We start from the raw sequence: 25,913 nt of genomic DNA on the forward strand, positions 1-25,913 counted from the left end.
CATCGGTCGATGACTTTTTGACCTCTGGGCGGCCTGAGGTCGGGACGGCAGGATCGGAGCCATGGAGATCGCAGAGAACGCAGCGCTGGTCGTGGTGGACGTGCAGCAGGGGTTCGAGGAGGAGGACTACTGGGGGCCGCGGAACAACCCCGCGGCGGACGAGAACATTGCCGGGCTGATCGATGCCTGGCAGTCGAGCGGGCGGCCCGTCGTCTTCGTACGGCATGACTCGCCCAAGCCCGATTCGCCGTTGCGGGTGGGACATCCCGGGAACGACTTCAAGCCGTACGTGGAGGAGCGGCGGGGGAAGGGCGGCGGGGAGGAGCTGTTTCTGACGAAGAGCGTGAACTCGGCGTTCTACGGGACGCCGGATCTGGGCGCGTGGCTGCGCGCGGGCGGCGTGCGGCAGATCGTGGTGGCCGGGATCCAGACCAATATGTGCGCGGAGACGACGGCGCGGATGGCGGGGAACCTGGGGTACGAGGTGTTCTTCGCGCTCGATGCGACGTACACGTTCGACGGCATCGGTCCCTGGGGATGGACGCTCGGTGCGGAGGAGCTGGCGCGGGCCACCGCCGTGTCGCTGCACGGCGGTGGTTTCGCGAAGGTCGTGCGCAGTGCGGAACTGATCGCTGCCGCGGAGTAGGTCAGCCGTTGCCGGAGGCGAGCTCGCGGCTGCGGTCGCGGGCGGCTTCGAGAGCCGCGATGAGGGCGGCGCGTACGCCGTGGTTCTCCAGTTCGCGGATGGCGCTGATGGTGGTGCCCGCGGGGCTGGTGACGGCTTCGCGGAGCTTGACCGGGTGCTCTCCGCTGTCGCGGAGCATCACGGCGGCGCCGATGGCGGCCTGCACGATGAGGTCGTGGGCCTGGGCGCGGGGCAGGCCGAGCAGGATGCCGGCGTCCGTCATCGCCTCGACGAGGAAGTAGAAGTAGGCCGGGCCGGAGCCGGAGAGGGCGGTGGCCGCGTCCTGCTGGGACTCGGGGACGCGCAGGGTCTTGCCGACGCCTCCGAAGATCGCCTCGGTGGTGGCGAGGTGGTCGGTGGTGGCGTGGCTGCCCGCGGAGATGACGGACATGCCCTCGTCGACCAGGACGGGGGTGTTCGGCATGACGCGGACCACCGGGGTGCCCGTGGTGAGGCGCTCCTCGATGAAGGCGGTCGTGATTCCGGCCGCGGCGCTGATGACCAGGCGGTCCGCGGTGATGTGTGCGGAGAGTTCGTCCAGGAGTCGGCCCATGTCCTGGGGCTTGACCGCCAGGATGAGGATGTCGGCGCGCTTGGCTGCCTCGGCGTTGGTGACGGCGTCGACTCCGTAGCGGTCGCGGAGCTCCGCGGCACGCTCGGAGCGGCGGGTGGTGACCAGCAGGTTCGCCGGGCGCCAGCCGGCCCGGATCATGCCGCTGAGCAGGGCCTCGCCGATCTTGCCGGTGCCGAGGACTGCAACTGTCTGGGTCATGCGCTTCACCCTCCGGGCTGTGCTCACTGTTCTCGTGGCGCCATCCTCGCACCGGGCTGTCAGGCGGTGCGGCGGCGGAGGGTGGCGGCGCCGAGGGCGAGGACGAGGAGGGCGCAGCCGGCCACGATCGCGATGTCGCGGACGAAGTTGCCGGTGACTGCGGTGTGGTGGAGGACCTCGTTCATGCCGTCGACGGCGTACGACATGGGCAGTACGTCCGAGATCGCTTCGAGCGCGGGTGCCATCCGGTCGCGGGCGACGAAGAGTCCGCAGAGCAGCAGCTGCGGGAAGATCACGGCCGGCATGAACTGGACGGCCTGGAACTCGGAAGCCGCGAAGGCGGAGACGAACAGGCCGAGTGCCGTGCCCAGGAGTGCGTCGAGCAGGGCGACCAGGAGCAGCAGCCATGGCGATCCGGTGACGTCCAGGCCGAGGGCCCAGACCGAGAGGCCCGTGGCCAGGAGCGACTGGACGATGGCTACGGCGCCGAAGGCCAGGGCGTAGCCGGCGATCAGGTCGCCCTTGCCGAGCGGCATCGCGAGGAGGCGCTCCAGGGTTCCCGAAGTGCGTTCGCGCAGGGTGGCGATCGAGGTCACCAGGAACATCGTGATCAGCGGGAAGATGCCGAGGAGCGAGGCGCCGATGGCGTCGAAGGTCTGCGGCGCCCCGTCGAAGACGTACCGCAGCAGCGTGATCATCACGACCGGGATCAGCAGGAGAAGTGCGATCGTGCGCGGGTCGTGCGTCAGCTGGCGCAGGACCCGGGCGGCCGTGGCGAGGGTGCGGGCGGCCGTCAGCGGGGACGCGCCCTTGGCCGCCGGGGGTGTGGGTGCGTGTGTGCTCATCGGGCGTTCTCCTGACGGGTGGCGGCCGCGTCGACCAGGTGGAGGAAGGCTTCTTCGACGGTGTCGGTGCCGGAGCCCGTGCGCAGGGCCTCGGGGGTGTCGTCGGCGAGGATCTCGCCTTCGCGCATCAGGAGCAGCCGGTGGCAGCGCTCGGCCTCGTCCATGACGTGGGAGGAGACGAGCAGGGTGGTGCCGCGGTCGGCGGCGAGGCGGTGGAAGAGGTTCCAGAGGTCGCGCCTGAGCACCGGGTCGAGGCCGACGGTGGGTTCGTCGAGGACGAGCAGTTCGGGGGTGCCGAGCAGCGCCACGGCGAGGGAGACCCGGGTGCGCTGGCCGCCCGAGAGGGTGCCGGCGAGATCGTCGGCGTGGCTGGTCAGGTCGACCTCGGTGACGGCGCGGGTGACGGCCTCGCGGCGGGCGTCCCGGTGGCGGCGGCCCGGCTGGAGGATCGCCGCGAAGTAGTCGAGGTTCTGCCGGACGGTGAGGTCGGTGTAGACGGACGGAGCCTGGGTGACGTACCCGATGCGCGGGCGCAGGGTGGGGTGGCCCGCGGGGCTGCCCAGGACGTCGAGGGTGCCGGTGACCTTGGCCTGGGTGCCGACGACGGCCCGCATCAGGGTGGATTTGCCGCAGCCGGAGGGGCCGAGGAGGCCGGTGATCCTGCCGGGTTCGACGGTGAAGTCGAGTCCTTTCAGGACGGTGCGGCTGCCTCGTACGACGGTGAGGCCACGGGCCTCGATGGCGACGCCCGAAGAATTCATCATGCGATGAATTTTGGTCCCGGCGGGACCCCGCCGTCAAGGGATCGCGCGTCGGCGGGGCGGGCGGGTGCGGTTCAGCGGACGGCCACGCTCAGGTCGACGACGTACGTCTCCTCGACCGTGCCGTCCTGGACGAGCGGCGCGAGGTGCTCGCGCTCCTCGTCGAGGAAGCGCAGGGTGGGCTCCTCCCCGAGGACCAGGAAGGCGGAGTGGCTGCCGAGGTTGGCGAGGTGGGTGGCCAGGGGGACGCGCCGGGTCCACCGGACGAGGCGGTGCGCCAAGCCGAGGCCTGGCGGCAGATTGCGGTGGTTGACGGGCGAGCCGTGGGCGCTGGTCTCCGCGGCGCCCGTCCCGGCCCCGAAGAAGCGGCGCAGCCGGTCGTCCTGGGCGGCGATCCACGGGACGGTGTGGTCGGCGGTGTTCCACCAGAGGGCGAGCGCGCCGCCCGGCCGCAGGACGCGCCGGGCCTCGGGAGCGGAGCGGGCCGGGTCGGTCCAGTGCCAGGACTGGGCGTACGTGATCAGGTCCGCCGAGGCCGTGGCGAACGGGAGGTGGTTGCCGTCGCCCCGCACCAGCGGGACGCCCGGCAGGGCCCGGCGCAGCTCGGCCGCCATACCGGGGCCCGGCTCCACGGCGACGACGTGGGCGCCGCGGTCGTGCAGGCTACGGGTGGAGATGCCGGTGCCCGCGCCCACGTCGAGGGTGCGGGCACCGCGCAGGGGGCGGCCGGCGAGCTCCTCGACGGCGTCGAACAGGGCGGCCGGGTAGCCGGGCCGGGCGGCGGCGTACTGGGCGGCCGCCCGGTCGAAGGACAGGGCGCGCGGGGGTGCTGCGGGCGAGGGGTGCGGCGTGCGTTCCGGAACGGCGTCCGGGGAGTTCGTTGCGGTCATCGGGCCATCCTGGCCCTCGCGGTCCGCTCCGGGCGACGGGTCCCGCTTACTTGCGGCGCGCCTTCTTCGCCTTGGCCGTCCTGCGGGCCGCCGGGTTCCCGGTCCGGGCCGAGCGGCGCTTCGCGAACCGGACCTGGGCCGCCTCGTACTCCGCCCGCCGGAGCTGCTCGCCCGGTGCCTCGGTGAACGTACGGAAGAAGTAGGCGAGGAGCGAGCCGATGAAGCCGATGGTCTTGAGACCGCGCAGCGTGTCCTCACGGCCCGGGTCGGCCGGGCGGCGGCTGAAGCCCTCCCACGTCTTGCGGAAGGCGACGGCGCTGCAGATGGCGAACATCAGGACGACCAGCATGCCGACGAAGCTGCCGACGTCGGCGATCTCCAGGCCCTGGTAGGCGAATCGCAGCACGAAGCAGGAGGCGACCGCGGCGGCGAGCGAACCGAGGGCGGCTCCGGCGCGGCGGAGCCCGTAGTTGCCGTCGTGGGCGACCCAGGACGTGCCGAAGAAGCGGATGGGCTCGGGCTGCGGGCCGGGGGCGGTCGCGGGGGCACCGGTGGGCGTCGTGCCGGACTCGGTGGTGCCGGGAGCCGTGCTGTCGGGGGTGTCGCTGTTCTCGGTCACGAGGCCGATTATCCCAGGGACGGGGCGGAGCCCGGGGCAGCGGTGCGGGTGCGGCTCAGCCGTGGCGTTCCCAGGAGCCGGGGCAGGTGTACGTGCCGACACCCGCCTCCACCCGCCGCGGGCCGGTGTACGAGGAGTACGCCCCCTGGTCCTGTGTGCGGCCCCTCCGGGAAGGGGCCGCACACAGGGTGGCTCAGCCCAGTTTGGAGACGTCGCGGACGGCGCCGCGGTCCGCGCTCGTCGCCATGGCCGCGTAGGCGCGCAGCGCCGCCGAGACCTTGCGCTCGCGGTTCTTCGGCGCGTACACGCCGTTCAGCGCCTCACGGCGGGTGGCCAGCTCGGCGTCGGGGACGAGGAGCTCGATCGAGCGGTTCGGGATGTCGATCCGGATCCGGTCGCCGTCCTCGACGAGCGCGATCGTGCCGCCGGACGCCGCCTCGGGCGAGGCGTGGCCGATGGACAGGCCCGACGTACCGCCGGAGAAGCGGCCGTCGGTGACGAGGGCGCAGCTCTTGCCGAGACCGCGGCCCTTGAGGAAGGAGGTCGGGTAGAGCATCTCCTGCATGCCTGGACCGCCGCGCGGGCCCTCGTAACGGATGACGACGACGTCGCCCTCCTTGATCTCCTTGCGGAGGATCTTGTCGACGGCCTCCTCCTGGGACTCGCAGACGACCGCCGGGCCCTCGAAGGTCCAGATCGACTCGTCGACGCCGGCCGTCTTCACGACGCAGCCGTCCACGGCGATGTTCCCCTTGAGGACCGCCAGGCCGCCGTCCTTGGAGTACGCGTGGGCCACGTCGCGGATGCAGCCGCCCGCCGCGTCCAGGTCGAGGGTGTCCCAGCGCTCGGACTGCGAGAAGGCGGTCGCGGAACGGACACAGCCCGGAGCCGCGTGCCACAGCTCGACGGCCTCGGGGGACGGCGAGCCGCCGCGGATGTCCCAGTTCTTGAGCCACTCGGCGAGCGTGTCGGAGTGCACCGAGTGCACGTCCTCGTTGAGATGGCCGCCGCGGTGGAGCTCACCGAGGAGGGCGGGGATGCCACCGGCCCGGTGGACGTCCTCCATGTAGTACGTACCGCCGGGGGCCACGTTGGGGGCGACCTTGGAGAGGCAGGGGACCCGGCGGGAGACCTCGTTGATGTCGTCGAGGTTGTACGCCAGCTCCGCCTCCTCGGCGGCGGCCAGCAGGTGCAGGATCGTGTTGGTCGAACCACCCATGGCGATGTCCAGCGCCATCGCGTTGTCGAACGCGGCGCGGGTGCCGATGGCACGCGGCAGGACCGTCTCGTCGTCCTGCTCGTAGTAGCGCTTGGTGATCTCGACGACCGTGCGGCCGGCGTCCTCGTACAGCGCCTTGCGGGCGGTGTGCGTGGCGAGGACGGAGCCGTTGCCGGGGAGGGAGAGGCCGAGGACCTCGGTCAGGCAGTTCATCGAGTTGGCGGTGAACATGCCGGAACAGCTGCCGCAGGTGGGGCAGGCGTTCTCCTCGATGCGGAGGATGTCCTCGTCGGAGATGCTCTCGTCGACCGCGTCGCTGATCGCGTTGACCAGGTCGAGCTTGCGGACCGTGCCGTCGACGAGGGTGGCCTTGCCGGCCTCCATCGGACCGCCGGAGACGAAGACGGTGGGGATGTTGAGGCGCATCGCGGCCATCAGCATGCCCGGGGTGATCTTGTCGCAGTTCGAGATGCAGATCAGCGCGTCGGCGCAGTGCGCCTCGACCATGTACTCCACGCTGTCGGCGATGAGGTCGCGGGAGGGCAGGCTGTAGAGCATGCCGCCGTGGCCCATGGCGATGCCGTCGTCCACCGCGATCGTGTTGAACTCGCGGGGAACCGCGCCCGCCGCCTTGATCGCCTCGGAGACGATCCGGCCGACCGGGGCGAGGTGGGTGTGGCCGGGGACGAACTCGGTGAAGGAGTTGGCGACCGCGATGATCGGCTTGCCGATGTCCTCGCTCGCTACGCCCGAGGCGCGCATAAGGGCGCGCGCGCCCGCCATGTTGCGGCCGTGGGTGACAGTGCGGGACCTCAGCTGCGGCATCGTCTCTCGCTCCTTCGACAGAAAAGACTGGCTTCGAGCGTACGCCTCCCGTGCCAGGATCTGGACAGGGTGTCCGGAATGCGGGATGCGGTGCTCAGGGGGTGGGCGGGTGCGGGGTGCGGGTGCGGGGTGCGTGCGGGAGGTGGGGGGTTTCGGGGCTCCGCCCCGGGCCCCGCTCCTCAATCGCCGGAGGGGCTTGATTTGCCTGGCCGGTCCGGAGCGGTGGAGGGGCTTGAGTTGCCCGGCCGGCCCGGAGCGGTGGAGGGGCTTGAGTTGCCCGGCCGGTCCGGAGCGGTGGAAGGGCTTGAGTTGCCTGGCCGGTCCGGATTCGTGGAGGGGCTTGAGCTACCGGCGGGGGTTGAGTCGGTCAGGTAGCGCTGCAGGGTCGGGGCCACCATCGCGATGATCTTCTCCGGGTCCGCCGATGCCAGGGGCTCCGCCCGGAGCACATAGCGCAGCATCGCGATGCCCACCATGTGCGAGGCGGCCAGTTCCGCGCGGAAGGTGGGATCGGGTACGTCCAGCTGTTCCGCGATCCTTCCCAGCAGGCGCCGCAGGACGAAGCCGCGCAGTACGTTCGCCGCCGCCTCGTGGGTCAGGGCCGAGCGCATGACCGCCAGCAGCGGGGTCCTGGACGCCGGGTTCTCCCAGACCGCGATGAAGTAGCGGGCCAGCCGCTCCCCCAGGCCGTCCTTGTCGCTGCCCAGAATGGCCGGAATCACCAGGGCGGGCTCGAAGGAGAGCTCGATCGCGGCGGCGAAGACCTCGTCCTTCGTACCGAAGTAGTGATGGACCAGGGCGGCGTCCACACCTGCCGCCTTCGCGATGCCGCGGACCGACGTCTTGTCGTAGCCGCGTGCGGCGAATTCGGCGCGGGCGGCCTCCAGGATGCGGGTGCGCGCGTCGGGACCGGTCGTCGCCGTGGTGCGGGAGGGGCGGCCGCGGCGCCTGGGGCCCGGGGCTTCGGCGCCCGGGGTCATGAGCGCGGCACCTGCGCCGAGGAGGCGAGGTGCAGCCGGGTGAAGGCGAGGGCTTCGGCGAGGTCGGCCTCGCGTTCGGCGGTGGACATCGCCCGGCGGGTGTTGACCTCGATGACGACATGTCCGTCGAAGCCGGTCCGGGCCAGCCGCTCCAGCAGTTCGGCACAGGGCTGGTCGCCGCGGCCCGGCACCAGGTGCTCGTCCTTGCCGGACCCCTTGCCGTCGGCCAGGTGGACGTGGGCCAGCCGGTCACCCATCCGGTCGACCATGGCCATGCCGTCCGTACGCGCCGTCGAGGTGTGCGAAAGGTCGACCGTGAAGTGGCGGTAGTCGTCGTTGGCGACGTCCCAGTCGGGGGCGTACGCGAGCATCTCGCGGTCCCGGTAGCGCCACGGGTACATGTTCTCGACGGCGAACCGCACATCGGTCTCGTCCGCCATCCGCCAGATTCCGGTGACGAAGTCACGCGCGTAGTTGCGCTGCCACCGGAACGGAGGATGGACCACGACCGTCGACGCGCCGAGCTTCTCCGCCGCGGCGCGGGCCCGCTGGAGCTTGACCCAGGGATCGGTGGACCAGACCCGCTGCGTGATCAGCAGACAGGGAGCGTGAACGGCCAGGATCGGCACCTGGTGGTAGTCCGAGAGCCGACGCAGGGCCTCGATGTCCTGACTGACCGGGTCGGTCCAGACCATGACCTCGACGCCGTCGTACCCCAGGCGCGCGGCAATCTCGAAGGCCGTCGCCGTCGACTCCGGATAGACCGAGGCCGTCGACAGGGCGACCTTCGCATCCGGGATGCGCACCACTGGTTCTGCCACGCAGACAGCGTACGGGCAGCGGTGCGCGTCGCCGAGGGAGTCCGGCGGAAAGTGAGAAGGGCCATCACGGTGACACGCCCGGGGCGGCCCGTCAGTTCAGGGCGACGTCCTCGGTGGACGTCAGGTGGTCCAGGCGGCGCAGGATCACTCCCTCGCGCAGCGCCCAGGGGCAGATCTCCAGGTCCTCGACGCCCAGGAGGTCCATCGCGCCCTCCGCGACCAGTGCGCCGGCCAGCAGCTGGGCGGACCGGCCCTCGGAGACGCCGGGGAGGTTCCCCCGCTCCTCGACCGTCATCGCGGCCAGCTTCGGCACCCACTCCTCCAGGGCCTTGCGACTGAGGGTGCGCTGCACGTACAGCCCCTCGGTGGAGCGTGCGGCGCCCGCGATCCTGGCGAGCTGCTTGAAGGTCTTGGACGTGGCCACGACATGGTCGGGGCGGCCGAAACGAGTGAACTCGCCGACACTGCGGGCGATCCGCGCCCGCACGTGGCGGCGCAGCTCCTTCACCTCCGCCGGGTCCGGCGGATCGCCGGGCAGCCAGCCGGCCGTGAGCCGGCCGGCGCCCAGCGGCAGCGACACGGCGGCGTCCGGTTCCTCGTCGATCCCGTACGCGATCTCCAGCGAGCCGCCGCCGATGTCCAGGAGGAGCAGCTTGCCCGCCGACCAGCCGAACCAGCGCCGGGCGGCGAGGAAGGTGAGGCGGGCCTCCTCCGTGCCGCTGAGGACGGCGAGGTCGACGCCCGTCTCGTCGCGCACCCGGGCCAGCACCTTGTCGGCGTTGCTCGCCTCCCGCACCGCGGAGGTGGCGAACGCCAGCACGTCCTCGCAGCCCTTGTCCTCGGCGGCCTGGAGCGCACCGGCGATCGTCGTCACCAGCCGGTCCACGCCGAGCGGGCCGATCGCCCCGTTCTCGTCGAGGAGCTCGGCCAGACGCAGCTCGGCCTTGTGCGAGTGCGCGGGCAGCGGGCGGGCACCGGGGTGCGCGTCGACCACCAGCAGATGAACCGTGTTCGACCCCACGTCGAGGACTCCGAGTCTCATATGCAGAACGCTACTGCGGCTTCGGGCGGGGCCGGACCGGCGCATCCCGTGCCACCGCGCCCCGCCCATGCGCCCCTCGGTCTTACTCTGGGCGCGTGCCAAAGACGAAAAAGGCGAAGCCGGGCAAAGTCACGAAGAAGCAGAAGACGAAGCAGGAGATGCAGCAGCCGCAGACAGAGGGACCCCAGGGGTCCGACGAGACCGGGATCGACTTCGCGCGGGCGTGGGTGGAGTTCCCGGACCCCGCCGACGACGAGCAGGTCTTCCGCTGTGACCTGACCTGGCTGACGTCCAGGTGGACCTGCATCTTCGGCAGTGGCTGCCAGGGCATCCAGGCCGGTCGCGCGGACGACGGGTGCTGCACCCTGGGCGCCCACTTCTCGGACGAGGACGACGAGAAGCGGGTGGCCGGTCACGTCGCCCGGCTCACTCCCGAGCTGTGGCAGTTCCACGACGTGGGCTCGGAGTCGGGCTGGGTCCAGACCGATGACGACGGCGAGCGCCAGACGCGGCGCTGGGAGGGGTCCTGCATCTTCCAGAACCGTCCCGGGTTTGCCGCGGGGGCCGGCTGCTCGCTGCACATCCTGGCGCTCCGGGAGGGCAAGGAGCCCCTGGAGACCAAGCCGGACGTGTGCTGGCAGCTTCCGGTCCGGCGTACGTACGACTGGATCGACCGGCCCGACGACACGCGTGTGCTCCAGGTGACGATCGGTGAGTACGACCGCCGGGGCTGGGGACCGGGCGGCCACGACCTGCACTGGTGGTGCACGTCGGCGACGTCGGCGCACGGTGCCGGGGAGCCGGTGTACGTGTCGTACCGGCCCGAGCTCACGGAGCTGATGGGCAAGGAGGCGTACGACCGGCTGGTCGAGCTGTGCGAGGAGCGGCTCTCCTCGCTGCTGCCGATGGCACCGCATCCGGCGGACCCGGCATAGGACCCAGGGCCCGCCGGCGGGGTGCTCGGGCCCGTTCCTCCCGGGACTGGGCCCGTCAGTCCGCCGCCGGCGGGGTGCTCGGGCCGCCCTGCCCCGGGTCGGTCGGGGACGGGGAGTCCGTCGGGTCCGGGGACGGGCTCGGTGAGCCCGGGTCCGTCGGCGTCGGGGTGGTGTCCGTCGGGTCGGGTGTGGGGGTGGGATCGGGGTCCGGGGAGGAGGGCGACGGCTCCTGCGGAACGGTCGGGTGCGAGTGGGACGGGCCACTCGGCACCGGGGGCCGCGGCGAGGCGGAAGGTGCCCGCCCCCCGTACCCGTGCATCGCCACGACCGAGCCCGAAGGGGCGATGGCGACCCGTGCGGTCCAGTACCCGGCGGGTTCGCGCGTGTGGTCCACGAGGACGCGGACCGTGATGCTGTCGCCCGCCGCGAGCGTGCCCGAGGTCCTGCTCAGGCGCAGCCAGGACCGGCCCGTGCCGGCCGACCAGACGACCGGGCCCGCCTTCGACGCGGTGAGCGTGATCATCGTCGTGCCGCCGGCCGACCGGACCTCCACGGTGAGCCGGCCCGCGCTGTCCCCTCCCCCGTCCCGGTCCGGGTCCGCGCCCACACTGATGACCTCGGCCGAGACGTCCGGGAGGCGGTCGCCGTCCGTGAAGCCCGGGCCGGGCTCGGGGCGGGCGTTGCCCGCGTTCTCGTAGTGGCCGTACGGGTCGTCGGCCCCGTGGACGTCGTCCGTCTCGGTCGCGGTGACCGCCGACCCGTCGCGCCCCTCGCCGGTGAGCGGCGCGCCCCGGTAGGCGGACCACAGGGCGATCACGGGGGCGGCGACGACCGTGGCGACGACCGTCGTCGTCATGACCCTGGACCGCAGCCGGTCCCGGCGCGCGGCGTGGTCCTTCGGGTCCATCGGGAAGCCCGTCCGGTCGAACCGGGGGGTGGCGGACCGATTCTTCTGATGCTTCTGAGCGTGCAGCATCGCCACATAGGCGGAGGGGCGCGGCGCCTCGACGACCGCCAGCGCGGCCACGGGCGTGACCGCGGCCCCCGGCCAGGGGCCCTGGGCGCCGGCCCGCTCGGCCGCGCGTCGGCAGCTCGGGCAGTCGTCCACATGCCGTACGAGTTCGCGGCGCAGGGTGGCGGAGAGCAGCACGCGATGGTCGCCGGTGAGCCTGCCGACCGCGGGGCAGTTGCCGTTCTCCACGACGGCGAGGGCGGCCCTCGTCCGTTCCACCTCGCAGGCGGCCGCGGCCAGGAGCTCCCGGGCGGTCGCGGGTTCCAGCCCGAGGACTGCGGCGACCGCGCGCGGGGTGAGCCGGTGGCGCACAGCGAGCTCCAGCGCCTCACGCTGCTCGGGGGTGGTGCCCGCCGCCTCGGGCCAGGCCAGCTGGGCCAGTTCGCGGCGGTGCGCCTCGGCGGCCGCGGGACTCTCCACAGGGGAGGCGGGCGAGGCGGGAGCAAGGGACGCCGTCGTGGCGGACCGGGGCACGGAGGGCGTGAGCGGTGGCGCGACCGCGGCCTTCGAGGTGTGCGCGGGCGTGCGCCGTCCCGCGCGGGCTGCCGGTGCGGCGGGACCGCGATGGTCGTCCTGCCTGCGGGCCCGGGCCCCGTCAGGTCTGCGGTGCGCCTGGCGGCCCTGCTTCTGCTCGCCGAGCCTGCGCAGACACATCCATCTGGCCAGTGCGTACAGCCAGGCCTTGCGTTCCTCCTCGTCCGCGGGACACCGCCCGCCCTGCCGCTCCGCCAGCGCCAGCACTCCGCCGAGCGCCTCTGTGGCGGCGTCGTGGTCGCAGAGCACGGAGAGGCAGTACGTGAACAGGCCGTCGAGATGCGGCTCGTAACGGACGGGAGGCTGCTTCGGCGAGGAGTGGGGCGCGCGGTGCTGCGCCCGGTGTGCGCCGGGGGTGCTCGTTGGGGTCTCCAGCCTGCTGCTCGTCACCTTGCGACCGTAGGCAGGGCAGGGCATGCCCCTCGCACCGCTTGAGCACATTTAACCCTTACGGGTGAATGTATCGCTCAATAAGGGACAGGAATCCGCGATTCCGCCCATCGTGGCGGTGCCCGGCCCCCGCCCGCGCACCGCGCCGGGCTCCGCTGTCCGACCTCACCTATACGGTGGCGCCATGGCTGCCCGTACGAAATCCGCGAAGGACCGGCCGTCCTATCACTGCACCGAATGCGGCTGGACGACCGCCAAGTGGCTCGGCCGCTGCTTCGAGTGCCAGGCCTGGGGGACGGTCGTGGAGTTCGGCGGCGCCCCTGCGGTCCGGACCACGGCGGCCGGCCGTGTCTCCACCGCCGCTCTCCCCATCGGCCAGGTCGACAGCCGCCAGGCCACCGCCCGCTCGACGGGCGTCGGCGAGCTGGACCGGGTGCTGGGCGGCGGCCTGGTGCCGGGCGCCGTCGTGCTGCTCGCGGGCGAGCCGGGCGTCGGGAAGTCCACGCTGCTGCTGGACGTGGCGGCCAAGGCGGCGAGCGAGGAGCACCGCACGCTCTACGTCACGGCCGAGGAGTCCGCCAGCCAGGTCCGCATGCGCGCCGACCGGATCCGGGCGATCAACGACCATCTGTACCTGGCCGCCGAGACCGACCTGTCCGCGGTCCTGGGCCATTTGGACGCGGTCAAGCCGTCCCTGCTCGTCCTGGACTCCGTCCAGACCGTCGCCTCCCCCGAGATCGACGGCGCGCCCGGCGGCATGGCGCAGGTCCGCGAGGTCGCGGGAGCGCTCATCCGCGCCTCCAAGGAGCGCGGCATGTCGACCCTGCTGGTCGGCCACGTCACCAAGGACGGGGCGATCGCCGGGCCGCGGCTGCTGGAGCACCTGGTCGACGTGGTGCTCTCCTTCGAGGGCGACCGCCATGCCCGGCTGCGGCTCGTGCGCGGCGTCAAGAACCGCTACGGGGCGACCGACGAGGTCGGCTGCTTCGAGCTCCACGACGAGGGCATCACCGGTCTCGCCGACCCCTCCGGCCTCTTCCTCACGCGCCGGGACGAGCCCGTGCCCGGCACCTGCCTGACGGTGACCCTGGAGGGCAAGCGCCCGCTGGTCGCCGAGGTGCAGGCACTCACCGTCGATTCGCAGATCCCCTCGCCCCGGCGCACCACCTCGGGTCTCGAGACGTCCCGGGTGTCGATGATGCTGGCCGTCCTGGAGCAGCGCGGCCGGATCAGCTCGCTGGGCAAGCGGGACATCTACAGCGCCACGGTCGGCGGTGTGAAGCTCTCGGAGCCGGCCGCGGACCTCGCCATCGCGCTCGCCCTGGCCAGCGCGGCAAGCGACACACCGCTGCCGAAGAACCTGGTGGCGATCGGCGAGGTCGGTCTCGCGGGGGAGGTCAGAAGGGTCACGGGAGTCCAGCGCAGACTGGCCGAGGCACACCGTCTGGGCTTCACCCACGCACTCGTTCCGACCGATCCGGGGAAGGTCCCGGCCGGTATGAAGGTCACGGAAGTCGCCAACATGGGCGACGCCCTGAGAGTGCTCCCCGGCCGCTCTCGTACACAGGCCCCACGGGAGGACGGCGCACGCCGGTAGACTTTGCCCTGGTCTCGCCCGTCCGTACGAACGGTACGAGGGACATGGGGTCCTCCGTTCGGATCAGGTCTGATCCGAACGGAAGCCCTGAGGGCACCGCAAACCTGTGACCGGAGGAGTGCAGTGGCAGCCAGCGACCGGGCAGCATCGCCCGGAAAGTCCGGCCAAGGCACCGGTAACGAGGCGCTGATGCGCGCCTCGTTGACCGCCGTCGCGCCCGGAATGGCCCTGCGGGACGGCCTGGAGCGCATTCTCCGTGGCAACACCGGCGGGCTGATCGTGCTCGGCATGGACAAGACCGTCGAGTCGATGTGCACCGGCGGTTTCGTGCTGGACGTGGAATTCACCGCGACCAGGCTGCGCGAGCTCGCCAAGCTCGACGGGGCATTGATCCTCGACAAGGACATGACCAAGATCCTGCGAGCCGGCGTCCAGCTGGTCCCGGACGCCTCGATCCCCACCGAGGAGACGGGCACCCGTCACCGCACGGCGGACCGGGTCTCCAAGCAGTGCAATTTCCCGGTCGTCTCGGTCTCGCAGTCGATGCACCTCATCGCGCTGTACGTGGACGGGGAGCGCCGGGTCCTGGAGGAGTCCGCCGCGATCCTCTCCCGTGCCAACCAGGCCCTCGCCACGCTGGAGCGGTACAAGCTCCGGCTCGACGAGGTGGCGGGCACGCTCTCCGCTCTGGAGATCGAGGACCTCGTGACCGTCCGGGACGTGACCGCCGTCGCCCAGCGCCTGGAGATGGTCCGCCGGATCGCGACCGAGATCGCCGAGTACGTGGTGGAGCTCGGGACCGACGGCCGGCTTCTCTCGCTCCAGCTCGACGAGTTGATCGCGGGCGTGGAGCCGGAGCGCGAGCTGGTCGTGCGCGACTACGTGCCGGAGCCGACCGCGAAGCGCTCGCGGACGGTGGCAGAGGCGCTCACCGAGCTGGACGCGCTGTCCCACACCGAGCTGCTCGAACTCCCGGTCGTGGCACGGGCGCTGGGGTACAGCGGCTCTCCGGAGACGCTCGACTCGGCGGTGTCTCCGCGCGGCTTCCGGCTGCTGGCGAAGGTGCCGCGGCTGCCCGGGGCCATCATCGACCGGCTGGTGGAGCACTTCGGCGGTCTGCAGAAGCTGCTCGCGGCGAGCGTGGACGATCTCCAGACGGTCGACGGGGTCGGCGAGGCACGGGCGCGCAGCGTGCGCGAGGGGCTGTCCCGGCTGGCCGAGTCGTCGATTCTCGAGCGGTACGTGTAGGCGGTACGCCTCGGCGCGTCCGGGTCGTTACGCCGGGCCGTCATGCCGGGCGCGGCTGCGCGGGACCCTCCGGAGACTTCTCAGAGCTCAGATACTCAGCCCCGGCCGCCCGGCCCCACGCTCCGGCGTGCCGCCGCGTCAGTCCTTCGCGAGGACGAACGAGGCGCGCTGTACGGGCTCACCCGGGGCCTTGGCCTCGACCAGGTACGTCCCCGGGCCCACGTTCCCCGCAGGCGGGGTCGCGCACTTCGGCGCACTCTTCGCGCGGTCCCACTCCACGGCGTGCTCGACGGTCGCCTTCGCCGGTACCTCCAGCAGCACGGCGGCCGCGTTGCGCGGGCAGTCCTTGGAGGACCACACCTCTTCGTCGTCACCGCCCGCCTCGGTGACGGTGAGGACCGCGGCCTTCGGGCCGAAGTCGGCCTTGCACGCGGTGGACGAGGTGTTCGTGCCGATCAGCCGGAACTTCGGCTTCTCGCCGGGTCCGTAACGGAGGTCTGTCTTCAGGGTCAGCCGCAATGCGGCGGGCGCGCAGTCGGGAAGCGAGGAGCCGGCCGGGAGCTGCTGCCCAGCGGTTCCGCCGCCCGATCCGCCGCTCGCACCGGAACCGGCTTCCGTCTCCGAGCCGTTGCCGTCGTCGCCCGCCCCGTCGCCCGCCCCGTCGGAGCCCGCGTCCGAACTTCCGCCGTCGCTCCCGCCGCTGCCGCCGGTGTCACCCGACTCGTCACGCCCGCCCGGCTGTTCACTGATCGCCGGGCCGGAACCGGAGGGTCCCGGCGTGATCGAGTCCACGGGACCGGAGCCGGGGGCCCGTGAGTCGTCGTGATTTCCCTTGCCGCCACCGGAGGTGACGGCCCATACGATCAGCAACGCGAGCAGCGCAATCAGCGTCGCCGCTACCGCCCTCCGTCGCCAGTAGATGGTGGAGGGAAGCGGCCCGATCGGATTACGCAGAGATCCCACGGCGCAAACTGTACGAGAGAAGAGCGCCAACTCCCGCCCCACCCGCCGCCACAGGCCCCCAAGTTTTGCCGATCATCATCCTGGGGCGGCTTGTTACCGCTCCGGACCGCATCGCGAGCACCTTGAGTGATCATATGACTGCACTATGCGACCTTCCCGGAGCGACGGCCGCCGCACCGGGAACGGGCACGGGAACGGGCGCGGGAACGGGCACCGGGAACGGGCGCGGCAGGGCCGCGGTGCCCGGAGGCGATCCATGGGGCCAGTTGCCGCAACGGCTCGCGGGGCGTGCCGCCACTTGCCGGAACGCGGGTCCGGCAGGGCTGGGGAAGACGGGTGTCCCTATCACTCCAAGGGCTCTTATGAGGGGCGACACCCCCGTCCCCCTGACCCTCGTCTGCCCTTCCATGCCAGGATCGGCAATGCGATGACTGCCACAACTGCGACACAGACGCCCCCCACCTCCCTCCACACTCCCGTCATCGGGTGGTTCGACCAGCACGCCCGCGATCTGCCCTGGCGCCGCCCCGAAGCGGGCGCCTGGGGTGTGATGGTGAGTGAGTTCATGCTGCAGCAGACCCCCGTCAACCGGGTCCTCCCGGTGTACGAGCAGTGGCTGGCCCGCTGGCCGCGACCCGCCGACCTCGCAGCACAACCGCCCGGCGAGGCGGTCCGCGCGTGGGGCCGGCTCGGCTACCCGCGGCGGGCCCTGCGCCTGCACGGGGCCGCCCAGGCCATAACGGAACGCCACGGCGGCGACGTACCGAGCGCGCACGCCCAGCTGCTCGCACTGCCCGGGATCGGCGAGTACACGGCAGCCGCCGTGGCCTCGTTCGCCTACCGGCAGCGGCACGCCGTCCTCGACACGAACGTCCGCAGGGTGTTCGCCCGGGCCGCGACCGGCATCCAGTACCCGCCGAACGCGACCACCGCCGCCGAGCGCAAGCTCGCCCGTGCGCTGCTCCCGGAGGAGGACGAGCAGGCGGCACAGTGGGCGGCCGCGACGATGGAGCTCGGCGCCCTCGTCTGCACCGCGAAGAACGAGGACTGCACGCGCTGCCCGATCGCCGGCCAGTGCGCCTGGCGGCTGGCCGGGAAGCCCGCGCACCAGGGACCCCCGCGCCGCGGCCAGACCTACGCCGGTACGGACCGGCAGGTGCGCGGCAGGCTCCTCGCGGTGCTGCGCGATTCGGTGACCCCGGTGCCGCAGTCGGCGCTCGACGCGGTGTGGGAGGAGCCGGTGCAGCGGGCCCGTGCGCTGGACGGTCTGGTCTCCGACGGCCTGGTCGAACCGCTCGCGGGCGGTCAGTACCGGCTGCCGTTGACCTGACGGACCGGGCGGAGCCGTTCCGCTCCCCCGGCCCCCTTTGTCCCTCTCCTCCTGCGCTGTTACACAACCGATGGGCAGCCGTGCGTCTGCGTACGGCTGCTCCGCACAGCCTCGTGACAACAGCTCCGTAGCGTCACCGACGTCAGCCCGACGACCAGGCGGCTGACAGTGGTTCTACGGGGTTTCACGGGGACGGAGGCGGTTGTCATGGCGCAGGGTGAGGTGCTCGGTTTCGAGGAGTACGTGCGTACCCGGCAGGACGCGCTGCTGCGCAGTGCGCGCCGGCTGGTCCCCGACCCGGTGGACGCACAGGACCTCCTGCAGACCGCGCTGGCCCGCACCTACGGCCGCTGGGACGGCATCGCCGACAAGTCCCTCGCCGACGCCTATCTGCGCCGCGTCATGATCAACACCCGCACCGAGTGGTGGCGGGCGCGCAAGCTGGACGAGGTCCCCACCGAGCAGCTCCCCGACGCCAGCGTCGAGGACGGCACCGAGCAGCGTGCCGACCGCGCCCTGCTGATGGACGTCCTGGGCGTGCTGGCTCCCAAGCAGCGCAGCGTGGTCGTGCTGCGACACTGGGAGCAGATGAGCACGGAGGAGACGGCCGCGGCACTCGGCATGTCGGCCGGTACGGTGAAGAGCACCCTGCACCGGGCACTGGCACGACTGCGCCAGGAGCTGGAGAGCAGGGAAGCGGCGAGCCGTGCGGAGCGGAACCGTGAGAACGGGGACCGCCGGGCGGCCGTCCGCGTCGCGGCGCCCCGGAACCCGGCGCCGTCGCGGGCACAGGCAGGGGCGCCCCCCGAGGGGCGTCATGACGAGCGGGGGCGGGAGCGGTGCGCGGCCTGACAGGCAGCGGTGAGGGCGTCGGCGGGAGCGGCGGCGGTGTCACCGGAGGACCCACGGGGGACGGGGCCGGCAGCGGGCACGGACGTCGGCTGACCGGCTGGGCGGCGAGCAGCACGGCTCTGGCCGGGCTCGCCGTCTTCGGTCTGTTCGCCGTCAGCTGCTCCACCGGCGGCACGGGCACGCGCGACGAGGGCCCGGCGGGCACCCAGCCGGTCGCCCAGGTCACGCCGAGCACCACGGCCCCGTCCACGGCGAAGCCGACGCCCCGGGTCGACGCGGTATCCCTGCTCAAGGCGGATTCCGAGGTGAGCGAGCGGGTCAGGACCGACCTCAGGCCCTGCACCGGTGACGAGTACCCGGTGGACACCTCGTACGGCACCCTGACCGACGGCCCCTCCGCGGACGTGGTGGTGAACGTGATGACCTGCGGGGACTCGGTCGGCGTGGGCACCTATGTGTACCGGCCGCGGTCCGACGGCACATACGAGAACGTGTTCACCATCGAGCAGCCCGCGGTCTACGGGACCATCGACCGCGGCGATCTGGTGGTGACGACGCAGGTGTACGAGAAGAAGGACGCGGTCGCCTACCCCTCGGGCGAGGAAGTGATCACGTACCACTGGGCAAGCAGCCGGTTCAGCGAGCAGGACCGGGTGCACAACGACTTCAACAGAGCCGTCGGGACCGGAGAAGGGGACTTCCCGGAGCCCGCGGAACCGACGAAGAACTGAGAGCAGTCCGATGGCCGAGACCCATGTCCTGTTCGTCGAGGACGACGACGTCATCCGCGAGGCCACCCAGCTGGCGCTGGAGCGGGACGGCTTCGTGGTCACCGCGATGCCCGACGGTCTCCTCGGCCTCGAAGCGTTCCGGGCCGACCGGCCCGACATCGCGCTGCTCGACGTGATGGTGCCCGGCCTCGACGGGGTCAGCCTCTGCAGGCGCATCCGGGACGAGTCGACGGTTCCCGTGATCATGCTGTCGGCCCGGGCCGACTCGATCGACGTGGTGCTGGGCCTGGAGGCCGGCGCCGACGACTACGTGACGAAACCGTTCGACGGCGCGGTCCTCGTGGCCAGGATCCGGGCGGTGCTGCGCCGCTTCGGCCATGCCTCGGGGAGCGGGGCGGGCGGCGGCGAGACCGCGGCGGGGCCCGAGGGCGGCGGGCTGGTCTTCGGCGACCTGGAGATCGACACCGAGGGCATGGAGGTCCGCAAGGGCGGCGAGCAGGTGGGTCTGACCCCCACCGAGATGCGGCTGCTGCTGGAGTTCTCGTCCGCGCCCGGCACGGTGCTCTCCCGCGACAAGCTGCTGGAGCGGGTCTGGGACTACGGCTGGGGCGGGGACACCCGGGTCGTGGACGTCCATGTGCAGCGGCTGCGCACGAAGATCGGCCAGGACCGGATCGAGACGGTCCGCGGCTTCGGCTACAAACTCAGGGCATGAGGCGCCCGGCCCTGCGGACGGGTGTCCGCTGGAAGATCAGCATCGCGATCGCCTCGGTCGGCGCCCTGATCGCGGTGGCGCTGAGCCTGGTCGTCCACAACGCCGCCCGGGTCTCCATGCTGGAGAACGCGCGCGAGGTCCAGCTGGAACGGCTGACCTACGCCCAGCTGCTCTACGAGGCGACGAAGACGAAGAAGGCCGATCCCCGCTTCGGCGCGAAGCTCAACGATCCGACGATGCCGAAGAGCCTGCGCCAGGAGACCCGGCGCAACCGGCGCGCGACGCATGTCGAGGACGGCGGCGGAGTGCCCGACGTCTGGGCGGCCGTACCGCTGCCCGGCGGCGACGTGCTCTCGCTTCACACCCGGTTCGCCGACCGCTCCGCCACGATCCTGGGCGATCTCGACCGGGCCCTGATCATCGGCTCGGTCTCGGTGGTCCTCGGCGGCTCGGCACTGGGCGTCCTGATCGGCGGCCAGCTCTCGCGCCGGCTGCGCAAGGCGGCCGCCGCGGCAGGAAGGGTCGCGCAGGGCCAGACCGACGTACGGGTCGGGGACGCCGTCGGCGGGGTCGTGCGGGACGAGACCGATGAGCTGGCCGGCGCGGTGGACGCCCTGACGGACGCGCTGAACGAACGCATCGAGGCCGAGCGCCGGGTCACCGCGGACATCGCGCACGAACTGCGCACGCCCGTGACAGGGCTGCTGACGGCTGCCGAGCTGCTGCCGCCGGGGCGGCCTTCGGAGCTCGTACGGGACCGGGCGCAGGCGATGCGCACGCTGGTCGAGGACGTGCTGGAGGTGGCCCGGCTGGACAGCGCCTCCGAGCGGGCCGAGCTGCAGCAGCTCGCGCTGGGCGAGTTCGTCAGCCGCCGGGTGGCGCTGCTGAACCCGGAGGTGCGGGTGCAGGTGGTCCACGAGTCGTGGGTCAGCACCGACCCGCGGCGGCTGGAGCGCATCCTGTTCAATCTGCTGGGCAATGCCGCCAAGCACGGCTCCACGCCCGTGGAGGTCACGGTCGAGGGCCGCGTGGTGCGGGTCCGCGATCACGGCCCGGGGTTCCCGGCGGCGCTGCTGCGGGAGGGGCCGAGCCGGTTCCGTACCGGATCCACCGACCGGGCCGGGCAGGGACACGGGCTGGGGCTGACGATCGCGGCCGGTCAGGCGCGGGTGCTCGGTGCCCGGCTGACCTTCCGCAACGCGGCCCCCGCGGGTGCGGCCGAGGGCGCCGGCGGGGCGATCGCCGTCCTGTGGCTGCCCGAGCACGCGCCGACGGACACCGGCAGCTTCCCCATGCTCCAGCTGGCCGAACAGCGCCACCCGGCGCCGGGTGGCAGGAAGGCCGCCGGCAGCGGCGCGGACCCGCGCGGCGGACGGCCGGAGCGCTGAGCCGTCCGTTCACGACAGCGCCAAGGCCCCGGGGTGCACCACGCACCACGGGGCCTTGGCGTGTCTGCGGTACGGACGGTCAGGCCTCCACGACCGGGGCCTTCTCCGGTCCGGCGCCCCGCAGCGGCACCTCCTTGACGAACAGCGCGGCGACCACCGCGATCAGTCCGACCGAAGCGCCCACCAGGAAGGCGATGTGCGTGCCGGACGCCACCGCGTACTCGTACGCCTCGCGCACCGGCTTCGGCAGCTTCGCCAGGCTCGCCGCGTCCAGCTGGGCACCGTGCGTGGTGGCGCCCGCACCGCCACGGACAGCCATCTCGTCGTTCACCCGTCCGGTGAACAGCGCGCCCATGATGGCGACGCCGAAGGAGCTGCCGAGCGTACGGAAGAGCGTGGTGGAGGACGAGGCGACGCCCATGTCCTTCAGCTCCACGCTGTTCTGCGCCACGAGCATCGTGATCTGCATCAGGAAGCCCATGCCCGCGCCGAGCACCGCCATGTAGACGCCGGACGTGAACCGGGTGGTGTCGGTGTCCATCTGCGAGAGCAGAAAGAGGCCGGTCACCATCAGGATGGAGCCCATGATCGGGAAGATCTTGTACCGGCCGCTGCTGGTGGTCACGCGTCCGGCGATCAGCGAGACGATCATCATCGCCAGCAGCATCGGCAGGAGCAGCAGTCCGGAGTTGGTCGCGGACGCGCCCTGGACGGACTGCTGGAACAGCGGCAGGAAGAGCACCGCCCCGAACATCACGAAGCCCGCCATGAAGCCGACCACGGACATCAGCGTGAAGTTGGCGTTGCGGAAGATGTGCAGCGGGATGATCGGCTCGGCGGCCTTGGTCTCGACGAAGAGGAATCCGGCCAGCGCGGCGACGCCGATCGCGATGAGCTCCATGATGACGGCGGAGTTCCAGTCGTACTCCGAACCGCCCCAGGTGGTCACCAGAACGATCGCGGTGATGCCGACGGTCAGCAGTCCGGCGCCGAGGTAGTCGACCTTCGCCTTGGTGCGCTCCCGCTTGGGCAGGTGCAGCACGATGGTGACCATGGCCAGGGCGACGGCGCCCAGCGGCAGGTTGATGTAGAAGCTCCAGCGCCAGCCGAGGTGGTCGGTGATGGTGCCACCGACCAGCGGTCCGCCGATCATCGCGATCGCCATGACGCCGGCCATCATGCCCTGGTACTTGCCGCGCTCGCGGGGCGGCACGAGGTCACCGATGATCGCCATGACGCCGACCATCAGACCGCCGGCGCCCAGACCCTGGACGGCCCGGAAGCCGATCAGCTGGCCCATGTCCTGGGACATACCGCTGAGGACCGAGCCGATCAGGAAGATCACGATGGACGTGAGGAAGATGCCCTTGCGCCCGTACATGTCGCCGAGCTTTCCCCAGATGGGGGTGGAGGCGGCGGTGGCCAGGGTGTAGGCGGTGACGACCCAGGACAGGTGCTCAAGACCGCCGAGGTCACCGACGATGGTCGGCATCGCGGTGCCGACGATCAGGTTGTCGAGCATGGCCAGCAGCATGGCGATCATCAGGGCGAGCATCACCACCCGCACGCTGCGCTGCTGCGGTTCGGATTTTCCCGCGCGTCCGGCCGGCGCGTCCGCCTTCCCGTCCGCCGCCTTCATCAAGTCCGCCATGTTCCCCAACTCCCCAGATCCCCTGTACACCGAGCCCCTTACTTGCCGCCCGGCTAGTTGACTACACTAGGGGAAAGTAACCCCGTAACTAGCCGGGCGTCAAGTAAGTTTTTGGGAGAGCACCATGGGCAGCACGCCGCAGCCACGCCGGGGCAACACCCGGCAGCGCATCCAGGACGTCGCTCTGGAGCTCTTCGCCGAGCAGGGTTACGAGAAGACCTCGCTGCGGGAGATCGCCGAGCACCTCGATGTCACCAAGGCCGCGCTCTACTACCACTTCAAGACCAAGGAAGACATCCTGGTCGGCATCTTCGAGGACCTCAACCGCCCGATCGAGGAGCTGATCGCCTGGGGCATGACACAGCCGCGCACCCTGGAGACAAAGAAGGAGATCCTCAACCGCTACAGCGAGGCGCTGGCCGGCGCCGCCCCGCTCTTCCGCTTCATGCAGGAGAACCAGGCGACCGTGCGTGACCTGAGCATCGGCGTGACGATCAAGAACCGGGTCCTGGCACTCGTGGACCTGCTCAAGGATCCCGACGCACCGCTCACCGACCAGGTGCGGTGCTTCAGCGCGCTCTTCACGATGCACGCCGGAATCTTCGCGCTGAGAGACGTCGACGGCGACCCCGAGGACAAGCGGAAGGCCGCCCTCGAAGTCGCCGTCGAACTGGTCACCCGGGCACACGACCCGGGTTCCGCCCAGTAGCGGGGTGGTGTCCCGGTCGGATCAGACCGAGACGCCCTCCTTGTGCAGGTAGTTCACCGGGTTGACCGCGGAACCGTAGTTCGCGGTGGTCCGGATCTCGAAGTGCAGGTGCGGGCCACTGGAGTTTCCGGTGTTACCGGAGAGGGCGATCTTCTCACCCTTCTTCACGTGCTGGCCGATGTGCACGTCGATCTGCGACAGGTGCGCGTACTGCGAGTACGTGCCGTTGCCGTGCTTGATCACGATGGCGTTGCCGTACGCGGGACCGTCGCCGCCGCCGTTCGGGCCGGCCTTCACGATGGTGCCGGTGTGCGCGGCCTCGACCTTGGTGCCGATCGGCACGGCGAAGTCCTGGCCGGAGTGCTTGTGCGCCCAGCGGCTGCCGTCGTTGCCGAAGCTCGCGCTCAGCTCGTAGTGGTTGACCGGGGTCTCCCAGGCAAGCTTCGCGGCCCTCTTGGCAGCGGCCTTCTTCTTGGCGGCCGCCTTCTTCTTCGCCGCGACCGCCTTCTTCTTGGCAGCCTCGGCCTTCTTCGCCGCGATGTGCTCGGCCGCCTTGCCCTGCGCGGCCGCCTGCTGGGCGACCGAGTCGGCGGTGGCCGCACTCGCCAGGCTCGCGGTGCCGGTGGTACCCGTCGTGCCGGCCGCGAACGCAGCGCCCGCACCGAGAACCATCGACGTCCCCAGGCCGGCTGCCACCACGGCGCCACGGACACGGGAAGCGGACGGGCGGCGGGACTGGAACGTAGCGCGCTTCGACATAAGCGGAAAACCTCCGGAGATGACTGGACCCGGCGCTGCGCCGGGCTGGCCATACCTTGGTAACCCGCAACCCCGGATGCACTCAAACCCCCCATCTACGAAGAAAAGCCGTAGTTGGATGCCCGGGAATTCGCCGCCACCGGTCCCGGAGTGTGCCCCTCACCCGACTCCGAAAGTCCCCGCCGGAACAGGTTTAAGCCCAGTTCCAAACCGGCCTAATCGGACAAAGTGCCGCTGGCCGGGCATGCGGCTCCACACCCCTGAAGGTCCCCCCGGACGCGGGGCCGAAGGTCCCGTCCGCGATCACCGCCATTCCTCCTAAGGGGCCTAGTAGGCCTCCAAAGGGCTGTGCGCCTTGTCACCGGCGGTGGGACCAAGGGCTGTCCGTTTCGGGACCTTCGGCCCGGTGTTCTAGACGGCGGGCAGCCCCGTCACCTTCTTCGCGTGCAGGGCCACCAGCTGCTTGCCGCCTGCCGCCAGGTACCACCGCTGGAGGTCGCCGGTGCCGTCGTTGTACGTCCAGCGCAGCTTCCCGCTGCCCGCGTCGTAGGAGTGGATGCCGCCGTGCTCGTCGAACTCCGTCGCCCCGTAGAGGACGTCGCCCACCTTGGCGAACTGCCAGGGAGCCGCGACGTCCAGGCTCCCCTTGTCGTGCCAGTGCTTCTTCCCGGTCGCGGGGTCGGCCGCCCAGAGGCCGTGCACGCTGTCGGAGACGTAGAGGACACCGTCCAGGACCGCCGGATCGTTGAACCGGCTGAACTCCTCGGTCGCGAAGGACCAGCGTTCCTTGCCGTCGGCCAGGTCGTGGGCGCGTATCCGCTGCCCGTTGGCGAGGATGGCGAGGCCGTCGTGGACCACGAAGCCGCGGTTGTTGGACGTGCCGATCTTCTTCGTCCAGACCTGACGGCCGGTCGCGGTGTCGCGCACCGTGAGGTTCTCCCGGAAGTCCGTGTAGACGAGACGGTTGCCGACCACCTCCGCGGTGATGCCGTTCTCCTCCGTGCCGTGGTCACGCTTCTCGCGCCAGACGACCTTGCCCGATGTGGTGTCGATCGCGGCGATCACGTTCTCCGGCGTCCTGAAATCCTTGTCCAGGATTCCCGCGACGACGTAGACGTGGTTCGCGTCCGCGGCGATGGGCCGGGGCTGGGAGTACTGGTCCCCCAGCCGGCTCCGCCAGGTGTCCTTGCCCGTCGCCGGGTCCAGGCCGACGATGTTCCCGTCGTACCGGGCGCTCGCGAGATAGAGCGTCCCGTCGCCGATGAGCATGTTGGCGCCGGGGGTGGTGACCTCCGCGCGGGACCAGATCTCCTTGCCGGTGGATATGTCCCGGGCCACCAGCGGGTCACCGGAGACGAGCACCACGTCGCCGACCACGGCGACCGCGGAGATCCATGCCAGTCCGTCGAACGTCGAGGCCTGCTGCCAGGTGGGCTGCGGCTTGGACCCCGGCGCCGGGGTGCCCGTCGCCTTCCCGGGCTTCTCCGTTCCACCGGCGGCCGGCTCGTCCTCCGGCCCACAGGCCGATGTCCCGGCCCCCAGCAGCACCAGCCCGGCTCCTGCCAGCTTCATCATCTGCCTGCGTGACACATCGCTTCTGCGCATGTTCTGCCCCGCCCCCCTCGCTGTTCGTCCGCGCC

The 25,913-nt window shown here is 71.5% G+C and carries 23 protein-coding genes and 1 pseudogene; 10 read left to right on the plus strand and 14 right to left on the minus strand.

The window, feature by feature from the left end; all coding sequences use genetic code 11:
- Nucleotides 1-61: 61 nt before the first annotated feature.
- Complete coding sequence (locus SH922_RS17550; protein WP_393058894.1) at nucleotides 62-646, plus strand: cysteine hydrolase family protein; 585 nt, start codon at nucleotides 62-64, stop codon at nucleotides 644-646.
- 1 nt (nucleotide 647) lies between these two features.
- Here SH922_RS17550 and proC read toward each other — a convergent pair whose 3' ends face one another.
- The 9 genes and pseudogenes from proC to SH922_RS17595 all read right to left on the minus strand — a co-directional run bounded on the left by proC (nucleotide 648) and on the right by SH922_RS17595 (nucleotide 9,459).
- Complete coding sequence (gene proC / locus SH922_RS17555) at nucleotides 648-1,457, minus strand: pyrroline-5-carboxylate reductase (RefSeq protein ID WP_393058895.1); 810 nt, start codon at nucleotides 1,455-1,457, stop codon at nucleotides 648-650.
- Between the two features lie 59 nt (nucleotides 1,458-1,516).
- Nucleotides 1,517-2,302, minus strand: coding sequence for an ABC transporter permease (locus tag SH922_RS17560; protein ID WP_393058896.1), 786 nt, complete (start codon nucleotides 2,300-2,302; stop codon nucleotides 1,517-1,519).
- Nucleotides 2,299-3,066, minus strand: coding sequence for an ABC transporter ATP-binding protein (locus SH922_RS17565; protein ID WP_393058897.1), 768 nt, complete (start codon nucleotides 3,064-3,066; stop codon nucleotides 2,299-2,301). The genes SH922_RS17560 and SH922_RS17565 overlap by 4 nt, the downstream gene beginning before the upstream one ends.
- 71 nt (nucleotides 3,067-3,137) lie before the next feature.
- The gene (locus SH922_RS17570; protein WP_393058898.1) at nucleotides 3,138-3,953 is read right to left on the minus strand and encodes a class I SAM-dependent methyltransferase; all 816 of its coding nucleotides are present in this window, start codon (nucleotides 3,951-3,953) and stop codon (nucleotides 3,138-3,140) included.
- A 46-nt stretch (nucleotides 3,954-3,999) separates the two neighbouring features.
- Nucleotides 4,000-4,572 carry a hypothetical protein gene (locus SH922_RS17575; RefSeq protein ID WP_393058899.1) on the minus strand — a complete coding sequence of 191 codons (573 nt, stop codon included), beginning with the start codon at nucleotides 4,570-4,572 and terminating at the stop codon, nucleotides 4,000-4,002.
- 193 nt (nucleotides 4,573-4,765) lie between these two features.
- Nucleotides 4,766-6,616, minus strand: a complete 1,851-nt coding sequence (ilvD, locus tag SH922_RS17580) for a dihydroxy-acid dehydratase (protein ID WP_393058900.1) — start codon at nucleotides 6,614-6,616, stop codon at nucleotides 4,766-4,768.
- Nucleotides 6,617-6,978: 362 nt separating this feature from the next.
- Nucleotides 6,979-7,596: pseudogene (locus tag SH922_RS17585) on the minus strand (TetR family transcriptional regulator); the annotation flags it as partial.
- Nucleotides 7,593-8,417, minus strand: a complete 825-nt coding sequence (locus tag SH922_RS17590; RefSeq protein ID WP_393058901.1) for a sugar phosphate isomerase/epimerase family protein — start codon at nucleotides 8,415-8,417, stop codon at nucleotides 7,593-7,595. The gene SH922_RS17590 and the pseudogene SH922_RS17585, both read right to left, overlap by 4 nt.
- A 91-nt stretch (nucleotides 8,418-8,508) precedes the next feature.
- Complete coding sequence (locus SH922_RS17595) at nucleotides 8,509-9,459, minus strand: Ppx/GppA family phosphatase (protein ID WP_393058902.1); 951 nt, start codon at nucleotides 9,457-9,459, stop codon at nucleotides 8,509-8,511.
- Between the two features lie 95 nt (nucleotides 9,460-9,554).
- On the opposite strand from SH922_RS17595, the gene SH922_RS17600 reads away from it, so the two are divergent.
- The gene (locus SH922_RS17600; RefSeq protein WP_393058903.1) at nucleotides 9,555-10,394 is read left to right on the plus strand and encodes a hypothetical protein; all 840 of its coding nucleotides are present in this window, start codon (nucleotides 9,555-9,557) and stop codon (nucleotides 10,392-10,394) included.
- A gap of 55 nt (nucleotides 10,395-10,449) precedes the next feature.
- On the opposite strand, the gene SH922_RS17605 is transcribed toward SH922_RS17600, so the two are convergent.
- On the minus strand, nucleotides 10,450-12,330 hold the full coding sequence (locus SH922_RS17605; RefSeq protein WP_393058904.1) for a hypothetical protein: 1,881 nt from the start codon (nucleotides 12,328-12,330) through the stop codon (nucleotides 10,450-10,452).
- A 184-nt stretch (nucleotides 12,331-12,514) separates the two neighbouring features.
- Here SH922_RS17605 and radA point away from each other — a divergent pair, with 184 nt between their 5' ends.
- Both radA and disA read left to right on the plus strand, forming a co-directional pair.
- A complete protein-coding gene (radA, locus tag SH922_RS17610; protein ID WP_362552998.1) occupies nucleotides 12,515-13,927 on the plus strand; it encodes a DNA repair protein RadA in 1,413 nt (470 codons plus the stop codon).
- A 123-nt stretch (nucleotides 13,928-14,050) separates the two neighbouring features.
- Complete coding sequence (gene disA / locus SH922_RS17615; RefSeq protein ID WP_351003023.1) at nucleotides 14,051-15,175, plus strand: DNA integrity scanning diadenylate cyclase DisA; 1,125 nt, start codon at nucleotides 14,051-14,053, stop codon at nucleotides 15,173-15,175.
- 138 nt (nucleotides 15,176-15,313) lie between these two features.
- On the opposite strand, the gene SH922_RS17620 is transcribed toward disA, so the two are convergent.
- Nucleotides 15,314-16,096 carry a hypothetical protein gene (locus SH922_RS17620; protein ID WP_393063600.1) on the minus strand — a complete coding sequence of 261 codons (783 nt, stop codon included), beginning with the start codon at nucleotides 16,094-16,096 and terminating at the stop codon, nucleotides 15,314-15,316.
- Nucleotides 16,097-16,565: 469 nt separating this feature from the next.
- Between SH922_RS17620 and SH922_RS17625 the strand changes: the two genes are divergently transcribed.
- The 5 genes from SH922_RS17625 to cseC all read left to right on the plus strand — a co-directional run bounded on the left by SH922_RS17625 (nucleotide 16,566) and on the right by cseC (nucleotide 21,154).
- Nucleotides 16,566-17,468: an A/G-specific adenine glycosylase gene (locus tag SH922_RS17625; protein ID WP_393058905.1), complete on the plus strand. Its 903-nt coding sequence runs from the start codon at nucleotides 16,566-16,568 to the stop codon at nucleotides 17,466-17,468.
- Between the two features lie 207 nt (nucleotides 17,469-17,675).
- Nucleotides 17,676-18,320, plus strand: coding sequence for a SigE family RNA polymerase sigma factor (locus SH922_RS17630; protein WP_393058906.1), 645 nt, complete (start codon nucleotides 17,676-17,678; stop codon nucleotides 18,318-18,320).
- Nucleotides 18,308-19,051 (plus strand): hypothetical protein, encoded by a 744-nt coding sequence (locus tag SH922_RS17635; RefSeq protein WP_393058907.1) that lies wholly within the window; start codon nucleotides 18,308-18,310, stop codon nucleotides 19,049-19,051. Before SH922_RS17630 ends, SH922_RS17635 begins: the two co-directional genes overlap by 13 nt.
- 10 nt (nucleotides 19,052-19,061) lie before the next feature.
- Nucleotides 19,062-19,766, plus strand: coding sequence for a two-component system response regulator CseB (gene cseB, locus SH922_RS17640; RefSeq protein WP_393058908.1), 705 nt, complete (start codon nucleotides 19,062-19,064; stop codon nucleotides 19,764-19,766).
- Nucleotides 19,763-21,154: a two-component system sensor histidine kinase CseC gene (cseC, locus tag SH922_RS17645; RefSeq protein ID WP_393058909.1), complete on the plus strand. Its 1,392-nt coding sequence runs from the start codon at nucleotides 19,763-19,765 to the stop codon at nucleotides 21,152-21,154. The genes cseB and cseC overlap by 4 nt, the downstream gene beginning before the upstream one ends.
- 79 nt (nucleotides 21,155-21,233) lie before the next feature.
- On the opposite strand, the gene SH922_RS17650 is transcribed toward cseC, so the two are convergent.
- On the minus strand, nucleotides 21,234-22,805 hold the full coding sequence (locus SH922_RS17650) for an MDR family MFS transporter (RefSeq protein WP_393058910.1): 1,572 nt from the start codon (nucleotides 22,803-22,805) through the stop codon (nucleotides 21,234-21,236).
- Between the two features lie 124 nt (nucleotides 22,806-22,929).
- Here SH922_RS17650 and SH922_RS17655 point away from each other — a divergent pair, with 124 nt between their 5' ends.
- A complete protein-coding gene (locus SH922_RS17655) occupies nucleotides 22,930-23,514 on the plus strand; it encodes a TetR/AcrR family transcriptional regulator (RefSeq protein ID WP_393058911.1) in 585 nt (194 codons plus the stop codon).
- A 21-nt stretch (nucleotides 23,515-23,535) separates the two neighbouring features.
- On the opposite strand, the gene SH922_RS17660 is transcribed toward SH922_RS17655, so the two are convergent.
- Together SH922_RS17660 and SH922_RS17665 are read right to left on the minus strand one after the other, a co-directional pair.
- Complete coding sequence (locus SH922_RS17660) at nucleotides 23,536-24,273, minus strand: M23 family metallopeptidase (RefSeq protein WP_393058912.1); 738 nt, start codon at nucleotides 24,271-24,273, stop codon at nucleotides 23,536-23,538.
- Nucleotides 24,274-24,684: 411 nt separating this feature from the next.
- A complete protein-coding gene (locus SH922_RS17665; RefSeq protein WP_393063601.1) occupies nucleotides 24,685-25,848 on the minus strand; it encodes a PQQ-binding-like beta-propeller repeat protein in 1,164 nt (387 codons plus the stop codon).
- Nucleotides 25,849-25,913: the final 65 nt, after the last annotated feature.

Origin of the sequence: Streptomyces sp. LN549 (genome assembly GCF_043203805.1) — a bacterium.
Taxonomy (GTDB): domain Bacteria; phylum Actinomycetota; class Actinomycetes; order Streptomycetales; family Streptomycetaceae; genus Streptomyces.